At 63.0% G+C, this 14,052-nt stretch carries 14 protein-coding genes; 9 read left to right on the plus strand and 5 right to left on the minus strand.

The genetic code is table 11. From position 1 onward, the window contains the following. Window positions 1–4: 4 nt before the first annotated feature. Window positions 5–838, minus strand: a complete 834-nt coding sequence (locus ACFY68_RS16815; protein WP_387529415.1) for an urease accessory protein UreD — start codon at window positions 836–838, stop codon at window positions 5–7. A gap of 325 nt (window positions 839–1,163) precedes the next feature. On the opposite strand from ACFY68_RS16815, the gene ACFY68_RS16820 reads away from it, so the two are divergent. The 5 genes from ACFY68_RS16820 to ACFY68_RS16840 all read left to right on the plus strand — a co-directional run bounded on the left by ACFY68_RS16820 (window position 1,164) and on the right by ACFY68_RS16840 (window position 5,313). After that, the gene (locus tag ACFY68_RS16820) at window positions 1,164–1,541 is read left to right on the plus strand and encodes a glyoxalase superfamily protein (RefSeq protein WP_387529418.1); all 378 of its coding nucleotides are present in this window, start codon (window positions 1,164–1,166) and stop codon (window positions 1,539–1,541) included. After that, on the plus strand, window positions 1,538–1,900 hold the full coding sequence (locus ACFY68_RS16825) for a hypothetical protein (RefSeq protein WP_387529421.1): 363 nt from the start codon (window positions 1,538–1,540) through the stop codon (window positions 1,898–1,900). Before ACFY68_RS16820 ends, ACFY68_RS16825 begins: the two co-directional genes overlap by 4 nt. Window positions 1,901–2,098: 198 nt before the next feature. Further along, on the plus strand, window positions 2,099–3,115 hold the full coding sequence (locus ACFY68_RS16830; RefSeq protein ID WP_387529424.1) for a branched-chain amino acid aminotransferase: 1,017 nt from the start codon (window positions 2,099–2,101) through the stop codon (window positions 3,113–3,115). Window positions 3,116–3,263: 148 nt separating this feature from the next. Next, window positions 3,264–3,944 (plus strand): response regulator transcription factor, encoded by a 681-nt coding sequence (locus tag ACFY68_RS16835; RefSeq protein WP_346613156.1) that lies wholly within the window; start codon window positions 3,264–3,266, stop codon window positions 3,942–3,944. Then, a complete protein-coding gene (locus ACFY68_RS16840) occupies window positions 3,922–5,313 on the plus strand; it encodes a sensor histidine kinase (protein ID WP_387529427.1) in 1,392 nt (463 codons plus the stop codon). Before ACFY68_RS16835 ends, ACFY68_RS16840 begins: the two co-directional genes overlap by 23 nt. A 107-nt stretch (window positions 5,314–5,420) precedes the next feature. Here ACFY68_RS16840 and cysS read toward each other — a convergent pair whose 3' ends face one another. Together cysS and ACFY68_RS16850 are read right to left on the minus strand one after the other, a co-directional pair. Further along, the gene (cysS, locus tag ACFY68_RS16845; RefSeq protein WP_387529430.1) at window positions 5,421–6,803 is read right to left on the minus strand and encodes a cysteine--tRNA ligase; all 1,383 of its coding nucleotides are present in this window, start codon (window positions 6,801–6,803) and stop codon (window positions 5,421–5,423) included. 9 nt (window positions 6,804–6,812) lie between these two features. Beyond that, entirely contained in the window at window positions 6,813–8,516 is a 1,704-nt protein-coding gene (locus tag ACFY68_RS16850) for a glutamine--tRNA ligase/YqeY domain fusion protein (RefSeq protein ID WP_346613153.1), read from the minus strand. A 248-nt stretch (window positions 8,517–8,764) separates the two neighbouring features. Here ACFY68_RS16850 and ACFY68_RS16855 point away from each other — a divergent pair, with 248 nt between their 5' ends. Both ACFY68_RS16855 and ACFY68_RS16860 read left to right on the plus strand, forming a co-directional pair. Further along, a complete protein-coding gene (locus ACFY68_RS16855) occupies window positions 8,765–9,268 on the plus strand; it encodes a peptidylprolyl isomerase (protein WP_387529433.1) in 504 nt (167 codons plus the stop codon). Beyond that, window positions 9,265–9,987 (plus strand): UDP-2,3-diacylglucosamine diphosphatase, encoded by a 723-nt coding sequence (locus ACFY68_RS16860; RefSeq protein ID WP_387529436.1) that lies wholly within the window; start codon window positions 9,265–9,267, stop codon window positions 9,985–9,987. Before ACFY68_RS16855 ends, ACFY68_RS16860 begins: the two co-directional genes overlap by 4 nt. Window positions 9,988–10,118: 131 nt before the next feature. Here the strand turns inward: ACFY68_RS16860 and ACFY68_RS16865 are convergent, their stop codons facing one another. Beyond that, window positions 10,119–12,431, minus strand: a complete 2,313-nt coding sequence (locus ACFY68_RS16865; RefSeq protein WP_387529439.1) for an acylase — start codon at window positions 12,429–12,431, stop codon at window positions 10,119–10,121. Between the two features lie 199 nt (window positions 12,432–12,630). Between ACFY68_RS16865 and ACFY68_RS16870 the strand changes: the two genes are divergently transcribed. After that, window positions 12,631–13,005: a fe2+ zn2+ uptake regulation protein gene (locus ACFY68_RS16870; RefSeq protein ID WP_387529441.1), complete on the plus strand. Its 375-nt coding sequence runs from the start codon at window positions 12,631–12,633 to the stop codon at window positions 13,003–13,005. 34 nt (window positions 13,006–13,039) lie between these two features. Here the strand turns inward: ACFY68_RS16870 and ACFY68_RS16875 are convergent, their stop codons facing one another. Then, complete coding sequence (locus tag ACFY68_RS16875) at window positions 13,040–13,228, minus strand: hypothetical protein (protein WP_346613148.1); 189 nt, start codon at window positions 13,226–13,228, stop codon at window positions 13,040–13,042. A gap of 148 nt (window positions 13,229–13,376) precedes the next feature. On the opposite strand from ACFY68_RS16875, the gene ACFY68_RS16880 reads away from it, so the two are divergent. Continuing rightward, on the plus strand, window positions 13,377–13,835 hold the full coding sequence (locus ACFY68_RS16880; RefSeq protein ID WP_387529444.1) for a hypothetical protein: 459 nt from the start codon (window positions 13,377–13,379) through the stop codon (window positions 13,833–13,835). Window positions 13,836–14,052: the final 217 nt, after the last annotated feature.

Consider the following 14,052-nt stretch of genomic DNA (forward strand, 5'->3'; position numbering starts at 1 on the left):
TCTCTCAGGTAGCCCAGATGCGCGGCGGGCACGCGGGCAGGCCGAGAACGGCCGGCCGCAGCACGTGCCAGAGGCGCTGCAGGGTGTGTTGCAGGTGTTGGTTATCGTGGTCGAGCAGGCGGATCACCAGCAGCGGGCCGAGCAAGGTCGCGCCTGCGGGGGTGTCGAGTTCATCGAGCAGCGACCGCACCTGTTCCAGTACGGACGGGTCGGCCGGTGACGCGCAGAACGTCGCCACCAGCGGGTGCCCGCCGAGCTTGTCGAGCTGGCCACCGGTGATACGCAGGCGTTCATGCAGGCCAGGCTCGCCGGGCAGGTCGATGTTCAGTCGGCTATCCAGTGCGCCATGCTCGAAGCATTCGCCCATGACCGGCCGCCCCAGGCACAGGGTTTCCCAGGCCAGCAAGCGGGCGCCGGGTTCGAGGGTGAAGCGGCTGTCGAGGTTGGCGCGGGCGCCGGAGAAGAAAATGCTGTCCTGCGGTAGCCACTCCAGCGTGCTGTCGGCTTGCAGGTGAAAGCGCTGGGTCAGCCACGCGGTGGGGCCGATACTGCGGTAGAACTTGCTGGCACCGGGCATGGTCAGCAGGGCATGGCTACCCGGCTCCAGGTGAATGTCCAGGTCCAGGCGGTCCCCTGCGACGATGCCGCCAGGCGGGTGCAGCACATAAACGTGGCACGGCGCGCCTTCCGGATAGAACGGGCGCTGCACCAAAAGCGGGCCGAAATGCCGGCGCGCACCAAGGCGGGTCACGCCACCGCGTGCGATGAAGCGCAACTGCAGGTGGGCGCTCCAGCCCGCATCCTGTTCAGATTGTTCGAGGCGTTCTGCCAGAAACATCCTATAGCCCCTGATATTCATGGCCCATGGCCGTTACAAGGGTCGGGGGCCGCGCACGGAGGCGCTGCAGGCCTGACCACTCGATCAATTTCGATTGGCTGGGATATAGCAGTTTGCGGGCCAACTACGCAGGTGAAGGCGCATGAAACTTTTGCGCAGGGGCTCTGGCATGGGGCACACAGGCGCATCACGCACGATACGAGGGCGGTCACCGGCCCTGTTTCGGTGCCGGCGGCAAGCCGCTGCAGAGCCCAGGCGAGACAGCCAGGCGGGAGAAAACGTAGACTGCACTGCAGTGCACTCAGCCTACGGCCAAGGAACCGCCATGCCCCTCGCCCCTGCAATCCCCGTCCTGCGCATCTTTTCGGTCGACAAGGCCAGGGAGTTCTATTTCGACTTCCTCGGTTTCACCCTGGACTGGGAACACCGCTTCAGCCCCGACCTACCGCTGTATATGCAAATTCACCGCGACGGGTTGATCCTGCACCTGAGCGAGCACCATGGCGACGCCTGCCCAGGCTCAACCGTATTCGCCCGTACCGACGAACTGCTGGCCCTGGAGCGCGAACTGCAGGACAAACAGTACGGCTACGCCCGGCCACAAGCCGCGCGCCTCGACTGGGGCCTGGAGATGCTGGTGCGCGACCCGTTCGGTAACCTGTTGCGCTTCTGCCAGCAAATCGACGAAGAGGCCCCGCAATGAAAGCACCAGGCAAACGCGAGCTGGCGCGCCTGGAGCGCGAACTGGTCGCCTGCCTGACCGACGCCTGCGAAACCGCCAAGGCGGAAATCGTCGGGTTTACCTGGCTGACTCACCGCCTGGACGCTGACGAGTTCCCTACCAGCCTGCGCATCACCTGGGTCTTCGAACACGAGGCGGACAAGGCCGCAGCGCTGGCAGGGGAAGCGAAAGCGCGCATGCTCAAGCTGACGGCCCAGGCACTCGACGAGGCAGGTGTGCAGCTGGACCACCCGGCCTGGCATGTGCGTTTTGACAGTGAAGAGGCTTGCGCTCGTGGGCACGCCGGAGATTGGAACAAGCGGCTGGGTGCCAGTCGGTAGAGGTGCAGCAGATATGAGATCGAGCGCCCCGCGCGATGCTCGACCTCATATCCACAGCAAACCACCTGCCATGCACGCCTGCCCTCCACCAATTCGTGACTGGCCGTTCCCGATCCGCGACGGATGTATTATCGTGGCGAGGTGCGCAAATAACAGCAGCCTGAGCGATCAGGCATCTGCAAGACAAACGAGGGTGTCATGAGTAACGAGATTAACTGGGACAAGCTTGGCTTCGACTACATCAAGACTGACAAGCGCTACCTGTCCGTGTTTCGCGATGGCGAGTGGGACAAAGGCACCCTGACAGAAGACAATGTGCTGCACATCAGCGAAGGTTCGACCGCCCTGCACTACGGCCAACAGTGCTTTGAAGGCATGAAGGCCTACCGTTGCAAGGACGGCTCCATCAACCTGTTCCGTCCCGACCAGAACGCCCTGCGCATGCAACGCAGCTGCGACCGCCTGCTGATGCCGCGCGTGCCAACCGAACAGTTCATCGAAGCCTGCAAACAGGTGGTCAAGGCCAACGAGCGCTTTGTCCCGCCGCATGGCAAGGGCGCCCTGTACCTGCGCCCGTTCGTGATTGGCGTGGGTGACAACATCGGTGTGCGCACCGCACCGGAGTTCATTTTCTCGGTCTTTGCCATCCCGGTCGGCTCCTACTTCAAAGGCGGCATGACGCCGCACAAGTTCCTGATCTCCGACTACGACCGCGCCGCGCCACAAGGCACCGGCGCCGCCAAGGTCGGTGGCAATTACGCTGCCAGCCTGCAACCAGGCTACGAGGCAAAGAAAGCCGGCTTTGCCGACTGCATCTACCTCGACCCGCTGACCCACAAGAAAATCGAGGAAGTTGGTTCTGCGAACTTCTTCGGCATCACCGCAAACAACGAGTTCGTTACACCGAAGTCGGCGTCGGTGCTGCCGGGCATCACCCGCTTGTCGCTGATGGAGCTGGCCGAATCGCGCCTGGGGCTCACAGTCATCGAAGGGGACGTTGACATCAACAACCTCGAGCGGTTCGTCGAAGCTGGCGCCTGCGGCACTGCCGCGGTTATCACCCCGATCGGTGGCATCCAGTACAACGGCAAGCTGCATGTGTTCCACAGCGAAACCGAAGTCGGCCCGGTTACCCAGAAGCTCTACAACGAGCTGACCGGCATCCAGAGCGGTGACGTCGAAGCGCCAGCTGGCTGGATCGTCAAGGTCGCCTGAGCCGCTGCGCCACGCTGAACCACGGGGCATGCCAGGCACTGGCATGCCCCGTTTTGTTTTCCGGCCGTGGGTAGATGAATTTTTCTTAAATCGCCGTTTGGCTAATCTTTGGCACAATCAAGTCTTCAATAAACGCCCAGGAACCAGCATGACACGCGTACTGACCATCGAAGACGACGCCGTCACCGGCCAGGAAATCGTCGCCGAACTCACCAGCCATGGTCTGGATGTGGATTGGGCCGACAACGGCCGCGAGGGCCTGGCCAAGGCCATTGCCGGCGGGTACGACCTGATAACCCTGGACCGCATGCTGCCCGAGGTCGATGGCCTGACCATCGTCACCACCCTGCGCAACCTGAAAATCGCCACGCCAATCCTGATGATCAGCGCGCTGTCCGACGTGGATGAGCGCGTGCGCGGGCTGCGGGCCGGTGGCGATGACTACCTGACCAAGCCGTTTGCCTCCGACGAGATGGCCGCTCGGGTCGAAGTGCTTCTGCGGCGCAACAGCGTACCGATGACCCAGACCCGCCTGCAGGTCGCCGACCTGCAGCTGGACCTGATCAGCCACGAGGCGCGGCGCGGCGAGCAGACGCTCAACCTGCTGCCCACCGAGTACAAGCTGCTGGAATACCTGATGCGCCACAGTGGCCAGGTGATCACGCGGATGATGATCTTCGAAGAAGTCTGGGGCTATCACTTCGACCCCGGCACCAACCTGATCGACGTGCACATCGGCCGCCTGCGCAAGAAGATCGATTCCCCCGGGCAGTCGCCGCTGATCCGTACCGTACGGGGCTCCGGCTATGCCATTGCTGAACCCGTCTAAGGGCTGGAGCTCCTCGACCAGCCGCCTGCTGGCGCTGTACAGCTTCCTCTTCGTGGCCTGGAGCAGCATCCTCATGGGGGTGCTGTACTTCGAGGTTTCCAGCTACCTGAACAAACTCACCCGCCACTCCATGCTGCAGCGCCAGCACCTGTTCGCGCACATGAGCGGCAAGCAGCTGGATGACGCCCTGATCGCCAGCCAGGCGTTCGAAGAGCGCGCCTTCGATGCCTACGGCCTGTTCGACGCCCAGCTCAACCCGATTGGCGGGCGCATCCGTGCCATTCCGCCCGAGCTTGGCATGGACGGCAAGGTGCACGAGCTCAAGCGCTGCCTGGATGCCGATGACCCGCACATGCCCCGTGACAGCTGCGACGCAGTGGCCATAAAGGTGCAGGACGGCCGCTGGCTGGTGCTGTTCCGCGACAACGGCTCGCTGTTCGTGGTCACCCGCATCATCCTGCATGCGTTGCTGTGGGGCATCTCACTGACTCTGATTCCCGGCTTTGCCGGCTGGTACCTGCTGCGGCGCAGGCCGTTGAAGCGCATTCGCGCGATCCAGGCCCAGGCCGAGCTGATTGTCGCCGGCGACCTCACCCACCGCCTGCCGCTGTCGGCTCGGCGCGACGAGCTGGACATGCTGGCCGACATCGTCAACGCCATGCTCGACCGCATCGAACGGCTGATGCACGAGGTAAAGGGTGTGTGCGACAACATTGCCCATGACCTGCGCACGCCGCTGACCCGCCTGCGGGCACAGCTGTACCGCATTCGCCAGCAAAGCCCGGTGGACTCACCGCAAGCCGAGGCACTGGACCAGGCCATCGGTGAAACCGATACCCTGATGGCACGGTTTCGCGGCTTGCTGCGCATCAGTGAGCTGGAAGACCGCCAGCGCCGGGCCGGTTTCGTGCAGCTGGACCCGCATGATCTGCTGGTGGAGCTGCACGATTTCTACTTGCCGCTGGCCGAGGACGGCGGCATTCGCCTGAACCTGCAGCAGCCTGCGCAGTTGCCGGCATTGCATGGGGACCGTGAATTACTGTTCGAGGCATTGGCCAACCTGGTGGGCAATGCCATCAAGTTCACGCCTGAAGGCGGAAGGGTGGGCATTACGGCGACCCAGGACGATGCGGGCGTGCATATCGCCATTGAGGACAGTGGGCCAGGGATTCCCGAAGAAGAGCGAACTGCAGTGCTGAAGCGGTTCTATCGCAGCGAGGAAGGCCACCGCCATGCGGGGTTCGGGCTGGGGTTGTCGATCGTTGCGGCGATCGTCGACCTGCATGGGTTTGGGCTTGAGATTGGCGAAAGTGAGTTGGGTGGGGCGAAACTGGTGTTGCATTGCCCGCTGGCTGGGCCAGCCAAGTAAAGCCTGGGGCTGCTCTGCAGCCCAATCGCCGGCAAGCCAGCTCCCACAGGTATGCAGCGCTGCAAAATTTGTGGGAGCCTGGGGCTGCTCTGCAGCCCCCATTTACATTAGTCAGCCAGACGCCAGGTAGTCGCACCCTTGCTGTCTTCCAGCACCACGCCCATGGCGGTCAGCTGGTCACGGATACGGTCGGACTCGGCCCAGTTCTTGTCCGTCCGCGCCTGCAGGCGGGCCTGGATCAACGCTTCGACTTCAGCCGCGTCAACCTTGCCCTCTGCCCCTGCACGCAGGAAGTCATCGGCGTCCAGTTGCAGCACACCCAGCACATCACCCAGCTCACGCAGGCGACCGGCCAGGCCAGCAGCGGCCTCAGGGTCGCTGTCGCGCAGGCGGTTGATCTCGCGCACCAGGTCGAACAACACGGCGCAGGCTTCCGGGGTGCCGAAGTCGTCGTTCATCGCCACGCTGAAGCGCTCGACAAACACTTCGCCACCCTTGGCCGCCACCCGCGGCAGGCCGCGCAGTGCGTGATAGAAGCGCTCCAGGGCGCCCTTGGCATCACGCAGGCTGTCTTCGGAGTAGTTGATGGCGCTGCGGTAGTGGCTGGCCACCAGCAGGTAGCGCACCACCTCCGGGTGGTACACGTCGAGTACGTCACGGATGGTGAAGAAGTTGTTCAACGACTTGGACATCTTCTCGCCATTGATCCGGATCATGCCGCAGTGCATCCAGGCGTTGGCGTACTGCTTGCCGGTGGCCGCTTCGCTTTGGGCGATCTCGTTCTCGTGGTGCGGGAACTCCAGGTCGCTGCCACCACCATGGATGTCGAAGCTCTCGCCCAGGCAGCAGGTAGACATCACCGAGCACTCGATGTGCCAGCCCGGCCGGCCCGGGCCCCAAGGCGATTCCCAGCTCGGCTCGCCCGGCTTGACGCCTTTCCACAGCACAAAGTCCAGCGGGTCTTGCTTGGCCTCGTCGACTTCGATACGGGCACCGATGCGCAGGTCTTCGATCTTCTTGCGCGACAGCTTGCCGTAGCCGACGAACTTGCCGACCCGGTAGTACACGTCGCCGTTGCCCGGCGCGTAGGCGTAGCCTTTGTCGATCAAGGTCTGGATCATGGCGTGCATGCCGGCGATATGGTCGGTGGCACGCGGCTCCATGTCCGGCTTGAGGATGTTCAGGCGGCGCTCGTCCTCGTGCATCGCGTCGATCATGCGGGCGGTCAGTGCGTCGAACGCTTCACCGTTCTCGTTGGCCCGGTTGATGATCTTGTCGTCGATGTCGGTGATGTTGCGCACGTAGGTCAGCTCGTAACCACTCTTACGCAGCCAGCGGGTGACCAGGTCGAAGGCCACCATGCTGCGGCCGTGGCCCAGGTGGCAGTAGTCGTACACGGTCATGCCGCAGACGTACATGCGCACCTTGTTGCCATCGAGCGGCTTGAAGGCTTCCTTGGTCTTGCTCAGCGTGTTGTAGATGTTTAGCACGGCGGTTCCTTAGCTGCCCCAGGAGTCACGCAGGGTGACGGTGCGGTTGAACACCGGGCGGCCCGGCTGGCTGTCCTTGAGGTCGGCGCAGAAGTAGCCTTCGCGCTCGAACTGGAAGCGGTCTTCCGGCTGTGCCTGGCCCAGCGACGGCTCGGCACGGCAACCGGTGAGCACTTGCAGCGAATCCGGGTTGATGTTGTCGAGGAAGCTGGCGCCCTCCTCGGCCTTCTCCGGGTTCGGCGAACGGAACAGGCGGTCGTACAGGCGCACTTCGCATTCGACGCTGGCGTCTGCCGGCACCCAGTGGATCACGCCCTTGACCTTGCGGCCCTCTGGGTTCTTGCCCAGGGTGTCCGGGTCGTACGAGCAGCGCAGCTCGACGATGTTGCCGTCAGCATCCTTGATCGCTTCGTCGGCGCGGATCACGTAGCTGCCGCGCAGGCGCACTTCACCGGCCGGCTCCAGGCGTTTGTAGCCCTTCGGCGGTTCTTCCATGAAGTCGTCACGGTCGATGTACAGCTCGCGGGCGAACGGCAGCACGCGTACACCCATGTCTTCCTTCGGGTGGCGCGGCAGCTCGAGCTGCTCGACCTGGCCTTGCGGGTAGTTGGTGATGACCACTTTCAGCGGGCGCAGCACGCACATGGCGCGCGGCGCGGTACGGTCGAGGTCGTCTCGGATGCTGAATTCGAGCATCGACATGTCGACCACGCCGTCGGAGCGGTTGGTGCCGACCATCTCGCAGAAATTGCGGATCGAGGCCGGGGTGTAGCCGCGGCGGCGGAAGCCCGACAGGGTCGACATGCGCGGGTCATCCCAGGCGCTTACGTGCTTTTCGTCAACCAGCTGCTTGAGCTTGCGCTTGGAGGTGATGGTGTAGTTCAGGTTCAGGCGGCTGAACTCGTACTGGCGCGGGTGCGCCGGTACCGGCAGGTTATCGAGGAACCAGTCGTACAGCGGGCGATGGCCTTCGAACTCCAGGGTGCAGATCGAGTGGGTGATGCCTTCGATGGCATCGGACTGCCCGTGGGTGAAGTCGTAGTTCGGGTAGATGCACCACTTGTCACCGGTCTGGTGGTGGTGGGCATGGCGGATGCGGTACAGGATCGGGTCGCGCAGGTTCATGTTCGGCGAGGCCATGTCGATCTTGGCACGCAGCACGCGCTCGCCGTCCTTGAACTCGCCGGCCTTCATGCGCGCGAACAGGTCGAGGTTGTCTTCGACGCTGCGCTCGCGGAATGGGCTGTTCTTGCCAGGCTCGGTCAGGCTGCCGCGGTATTCCTTGGCCTGATCAGGGGTCAGGTCGCAGACATAGGCCTTGCCACGCTTGATCAGTTCAACGGCCCAGTCGTGCAGCTGGTCGAAGTAGTTGGAGGCATAACGCACGTCGCCGGCCCAGTCGAAGCCCAGCCATTTGACGTCGCGCTGGATGGCGTCGATGTATTCCTGGTCTTCCTTGGCCGGGTTGGTGTCATCGAAGCGCAGGTGGCAGACGCCGCCGAACTCCTTGGCCAGGCCGAAGTTGACGCAGATCGACTTGGCATGGCCGATGTGCAGGTAGCCATTGGGCTCCGGCGGAAAACGAGTGACGATGCTGCTGTGCTTGCCCGAGTCCAGGTCGGCCTGGATGATCGGCCGCAGGAAGTTCGCAGGGACGGCGGGGGCGCCTTTGGCAGCGGCGTTGGGCGCGTTGTCGGCAGTGGGCTTGCTCATAGGATCCTTGAATGCACGTGTCCGGCCTGGGTAGGCCGATTGAATCAAAGGGCCTATCATAGCCGAAGCAGTCAAGCTGCTGACAGCCAGGCCCGGACAAACTGCCGTGATTTATCGCAGCTTTTTGCCGCAGGCTGGCAAAATGGCCAGTGCGCGCCATGTGTCGCGGTCGCCCGATGTTGCGTCAGGTGACTAAAGGCGCACTGCGCACCCTAATTCCCAAATGCCTTGAAAGAGCGAATTTGAGCATGTCCAAAGTCAAACTGACCACCAACCACGGCGACATCGTCATTGAATTGAACGCTGAAAAGGCCCCGATCACTGTGGCCAATTTCATTGAATACGTTGAGGCCGGTCACTACACCAACACCGTTTTCCACCGTGTGATCAAGGGTTTCATGATCCAGGGCGGCGGCTTCGAACCGGGCATGAACGAGAAGCGTGACAAGCGTGCCAGCATCCAGAACGAAGCCGACAACGGCCTGAAGAACGCCAAGTACAGCATCGCCATGGCTCGCACCATGGACCCGCATTCGGCCTCCGCGCAGTTCTTCATCAATGCTTCGGACAACGATTTCCTCAACCACAGCGGCAAGAACACCCAGGGCTGGGGCTACGCGGTGTTCGGCGCAGTGACCGAGGGCCGTGAAGTGGTCGACGCCATCGAGAAGGTCGCCACCGGCTCCAAAGCTGGCCACCAGGACGTGCCGAAAGAAGACGTGATCATCGAGAAAGCCGAGATCATTGAGTGATACTGCTGATCTCTGATCTGCACCTGCAAGAAGAACGCCCGGACATTACCCGGGCGTTTCTTGATCTGCTCGACGGCCGCGCACGGCATGCCAAGGCGCTGTACATACTAGGCGACTTCTTTGAAGCCTGGATCGGCGACGACGCCATGACGCCCTTTCAGCAGACGATCTGCCAGGCCCTGCGCCAGCTGAGCGACAGTGGTACGGCGGTCTACCTGATGCACGGCAACCGTGATTTCCTGATTGGCCAGGACTTCTGCAAGGCCGCTGGTTGTACGCTGCTGGCCGACCCGAGTGTGATCGAACTGGGCGGTGAGCAGGTGTTGCTGATGCATGGCGACACCTTGTGCACCCGCGACCTGGCCTACATGAAAATGCGCCGCTACCTGCGCAACCCGCTGAGCCTGTGGATCTTGCGGCATCTGCCGCTTGCCACCCGGCAGAAGCTGGCACGCAAGCTGCGCAGCGAAAGCCGCGCACAAACACGCATGAAGGCGACCGAAATCGTCGACGTCACGCCGGAGGAAGTGCCGAAGGTGATGGCGGCGCACGGTGTGAGAACGCTGGTGCATGGCCACACCCACCGGCCGGCGATTCACAAGCTGGTGGTCAACGGTGAGCCGGCCCGGCGCATCGTGCTGGGCGATTGGGACCGACGCGGCTGGACCCTGCAGGTAGATGCGCAGGGCTTTCAGCTGGAGCCGTTCGAGTTTTCCTGAAACTGCTCGCTTTGCCGTTGCGGCCTCATCGCCGGCAAGCCGGCTCCCACAAGGTACTTCACTGCTCCCAAGAGCAGCGGTTTACCTGTGGGAGCCGGCTTGCCGGCGATGAGGGCGGTGCAGATTACAACTCAGGGCTGGCGTGCTACCGCAGCCTTGTCCCGCTCACTGATCACATACTGCCGATACTCAGGGTCAGCCTTGATCTGCGCCTCGGTGAACGGAATGGGCGCCAGCTGCTTGGCCGAGAACGCCTTGGTCTGATCGCTCGAATGCGCCGAAGCGGCTTCGCTGGACTGCGAGAACGCCAACAACCCACGCGCCTGCGGCCCCTGCTCGGTAAAGCTGACCAGCTGCAGGTAGCTGGTTCCGCTGACCACCAGCCGCTTACCCGGCCCGTGTGGCACACTGAAGATCGCGTTGTAAACACCCAGCGCCTGCGGGCCACCCGGGACCGGCGTGCCATCGGCCGACTGCTGGATCTGCCCCCAATGGCTGTCTTCAGCAACACCGGCCTTGGCGACCTGCTGCATTGAAGCCAGCGCCGCTTCGCGCAGCAAGGTGCGCACCGCCGCCTGCTCGACCGCCAACCCACGCGGGGTGTGTTGCGGATCTGCCGGGTCAAAAGCCACGCGCCAGCTTTCCGGGTGCTTGGCCAAGGCGTCGACGATATTCTGGAAGTGCACCAGGCCAATGCCACTGTTCAGGTCTGCCTTGCCGTTCCAGTTCGCCAGGCTCTCGCACAGCGCCTGCAGATCAGCCTCGGCACCTTTGCACCATTGCTGCAGGTCCGGCAGCACCAGGCTGGCCAGGTAGACTTCGTCATCCATCACCATGCGCTGCAGGTCGTCCACGCCCAGCTTGGCATTGCCTTGCAGGCGCTCGAGGGCGAAGCGCCCGCGCATGCCCAGTGGCTGGTCATTGCGGCTGACCAGTGGTGAGTAGCCGGTCAACGGCTGCGCCGGGTTGGTCATCCAGGCGGGGTCGTTGGAGCTCTGTACGAAATCGTTGCGTTCTAGGCTGGGTAGCAGGTGCGCAGGGAAGATACCAGGCTGGGCTGCCTGCGCATCGACCTTCCACTGGCAGGCGCTGCGCGAGCCATCCAGTACCACCAGCGGCCCTTGCGCCGCTGGGTTGCTGCACTGGTTCAACAACGGCTGGTCCACATACGGCACTACCGACTGGTTCAAGAACAGCGCCCGGCCCCCGGCATCGACGGCCAGGGTATTGACCCAAGGGATACCTTGCAGCTGCTCGATCGAGCCCTTCAGTGCGTCCAGGCTGTCGGCGCGGTTGATGCGATACCACTGCTGCAACACACGGGTGTTGTCCAGGTTGGCGTCCCGCAGGCTGTAGGCCGCTTGGTTGTCCCACTCCAGGCGACCTGGCCACTGCACCACCGGCCCGAACTTCGAGCTGTAGACCTGTCGCTGCACTTGGTTCAGCGTGCCATCCGCAGCCTTGACCGTGACGCTGACGGCCTGGCGGGCCAGCGGCAATGACTGGCCATCGTACAGGTAGCGCGTAGGGTCCTTCGGGTCCAACTGCAAACGGTAGAGGGTGAAGTGCTTGGACGTGTCGACCGTGTGGGTCCAGGCCAGGTGGCGATTGAAGCCGATGTTCACCACGGGCAGGCCCGGCAGTGCCGCGCCCATCACATCCAGCTGGCCGGGGATGGTCAGTTGCATCTGGTAGAAACGCATCCCGCCCATCCACGGGAAATGCGGGTTGGCCAGCAGCAGGCCACGGCCGTTGGCGGATCGCCCTGCACCCACCGCAACGGCATTGCTGCCACGCTCGGAGGCAAAGCGCTGTTGCTGGGCCAGTGCCGCGCCAAAGCCGGGCGCCGCCTGCTGGCTCGCCAACTGGGGCGGCTGCGCAGCCGCTACCGCTTCGGCAAACTGGCCGAGCCCGCCCTCCGCCAACAGTCGGCGGGTCAGCTTGATCAGGTCGAGGCTGGTAATCGGCCGCAGCCACTCACCATCGCCGCACTCGGCCGGCAAGCCCTGGCTGCGCCGCTCAGCCAGCGCGCGGTTGAAGCCACTGGCATAGCCCTCCAGCAGATCACGCACCGTGGCCGGCTGAGCCTGGAGGAAGCCGTTCACGGCAGCCGGTGTATTGAACCATGTAAAGAACACGTCGCTGGCCAGGTTGTCGCGCTGTTCGAGGGTTTTGCCCTGCGCACCAAAGTAGCGAGAGCGTTCACCGTTGACCGTCAGCACCTCGTTGGCCAGCAGGCACAGATTGTCTTGAGCGTAGGCATAGCCGATACCGTAACCGAGGCCGCGCTCGTCCTTGGCCACGATGTGCGGCACACCGAAACTGGTACGGCGAATCTGGGCACTGGCGTCAGTGCTGGTTTCCCGCGCCTGCACGGCAATGCTGGAGGCGACCAGCGCAGCCGCCAGGCTCGCGCAAGTCAGGGGACGCGAAATAGAGAACACGGGCATTCCTCGGATACAGGGATCATTCCCGATCAGACGAGTGGCCAGATGAAAATTTTACGCAATTTGCGCGGCAGGATCGTCTTCTTCAAACGGCAGGCAACTTTTTTCACCCTCAGGCTGCAGATTTGCCGCTCTCATTCGTCCTAGTAAGTGAGGCACCCATATTTCGGGATAGTCCACGAAAAGGAGCATTCACATGTACAACCCGCAACCCTCATTGCAGACCGGGCGCGCCCCGGCCAAGGCGAACAAAGGACAGGACGCCTGCGGGGAAGAGCGTGTCGGCAACGAGCAGATCCGCGAACTGTTGCGCACCTATGGCCTGCGCACCAGCCTGATCCGCCTGAAGGTCATCGACGCTCTGCACGCTGCAGGCCGCGATGGCCGCAGCATTGGCGTGCGCGGCGTGCACGCGCAACTCGAGCAACTGGACATTCCGCTGTCGTTCCTCAGCGTACGTGAGGTACTCAAGCGGCTGTGCACGGAAGGTGTCATCAGCCTCGGCAGTGACAAGTGCTACAGCCTCAATCCGCAAGCGCGCGCGGTGCTCGACCAGCCGTCGCCGCGCTGATGCAGGGCCGGCCAGGTCTGGCCGGCCGGCACGGTCAAGGTTTGACCTTGCGCCGCATGATCCCGTTGATCACCACGACCACCACCGCGATGGCGATAGCCAGCATCTGGAAGGTCTGTTCACTGATCGTGCCCTGTTTCTGCAGGTGAGACAGGCCCAGCATGAGGCCCAGCACCACCAGGATGATCAGAAGGGAATATTTGAGGCGCTGCACGTGTGTCATCGATAGTTCCTTGCTACATCGGGGGCAAATGGCTCGCAATGAGCCGCGGCAATGATACAACGCCTGTGGGTTACGGCGCTGCATTTCCTGCTTAGCGTTGCCCACCAAGCCTGAAAGCATTGGGCCCCAACCCAATGCCGGAGGCGTTATGTTCAAACCCGCCCTGTTCACCTTGCTGATACTGCCCTCACTCCCCTCCCACGCGCTGGACACCCACCCACTACCGCCTGAACAATTGCTCACGCTGGGCACCAAGCTGGCTGCCCACGCCGGCAGCAACCAATGGCAGCAGTTGTGGCAGCGAACCCGCGCAGCTGGCCATTTGCAACCCGAACCTGGGCGCGCCTACTTCACGCTATCGCAAGCGCAATTGCCACAGCTTGCCCGCGAGACCTTGACCAAGGCAGACCAGGTCGAAGCCCAGAACAAAACCTTCGCACTCTACCGCCGCGCTTTCCCTGGGCAGGTCGTCGGCATGCTCGATGAGCAACCCCTCAACGCCTTCTGCCTCGTCATCGACTGGCGCAGCCTGCCCCAGAACATGGCCGACTCCCCCTCCGCCTATCTCAGCAGCGCAAGCCTGGTGCATGGCTACCCCTGCCCTTGAGGGTACGGGCACCCTCACTGCTCGTGGAAAAGCGACCTCTTGAGAAATCAATGCCTTCAGGGCGGCGGTGAAGCGATGTCCTACAAACAGCTAAACCGTTGCCTTCAAATAGCGCTCACGGAGGCTACAAACACCAGCCCACTTGGCGCCTAGCGACGGTATTCGTCGCTCACTGACAATTCAGCCATGCCAACGACTGAACAGCGCTGGTAATCGC

This window comes from Pseudomonas sp. NPDC012596 (genome assembly GCF_042902325.1).
GTDB lineage: Bacteria > Pseudomonadota > Gammaproteobacteria > Pseudomonadales > Pseudomonadaceae > Aquipseudomonas.

Coding starts and splice junctions, on each gene's coding strand:
- ACFY68_RS16815 (WP_387529415.1), bottom strand. CDS start 838: ATGTTTCTGGCAGAACGCCTCGAACAATCTGAACAGGATGCGGGCTGG.
- ACFY68_RS16875 (WP_346613148.1), bottom strand. CDS start 13,228: ATGACACACGTGCAGCGCCTCAAATATTCCCTTCTGATCATCCTGGTG.
- ACFY68_RS16825 (WP_387529421.1), top strand. CDS start 1,538: ATGAAAGCACCAGGCAAACGCGAGCTGGCGCGCCTGGAGCGCGAACTG.
- ACFY68_RS16830 (WP_387529424.1), top strand. CDS start 2,099: ATGAGTAACGAGATTAACTGGGACAAGCTTGGCTTCGACTACATCAAG.
- ACFY68_RS16840 (WP_387529427.1), top strand. CDS start 3,922: ATGCCATTGCTGAACCCGTCTAAGGGCTGGAGCTCCTCGACCAGCCGC.
- ACFY68_RS16835 (WP_346613156.1), top strand. CDS start 3,264: ATGACACGCGTACTGACCATCGAAGACGACGCCGTCACCGGCCAGGAA.
- ACFY68_RS16855 (WP_387529433.1), top strand. CDS start 8,765: ATGTCCAAAGTCAAACTGACCACCAACCACGGCGACATCGTCATTGAA.
- ACFY68_RS16870 (WP_387529441.1), top strand. CDS start 12,631: ATGTACAACCCGCAACCCTCATTGCAGACCGGGCGCGCCCCGGCCAAG.
- ACFY68_RS16880 (WP_387529444.1), top strand. CDS start 13,377: ATGTTCAAACCCGCCCTGTTCACCTTGCTGATACTGCCCTCACTCCCC.
- ACFY68_RS16850 (WP_346613153.1), bottom strand. CDS start 8,516: ATGAGCAAGCCCACTGCCGACAACGCGCCCAACGCCGCTGCCAAAGGC.
- ACFY68_RS16820 (WP_387529418.1), top strand. CDS start 1,164: ATGCCCCTCGCCCCTGCAATCCCCGTCCTGCGCATCTTTTCGGTCGAC.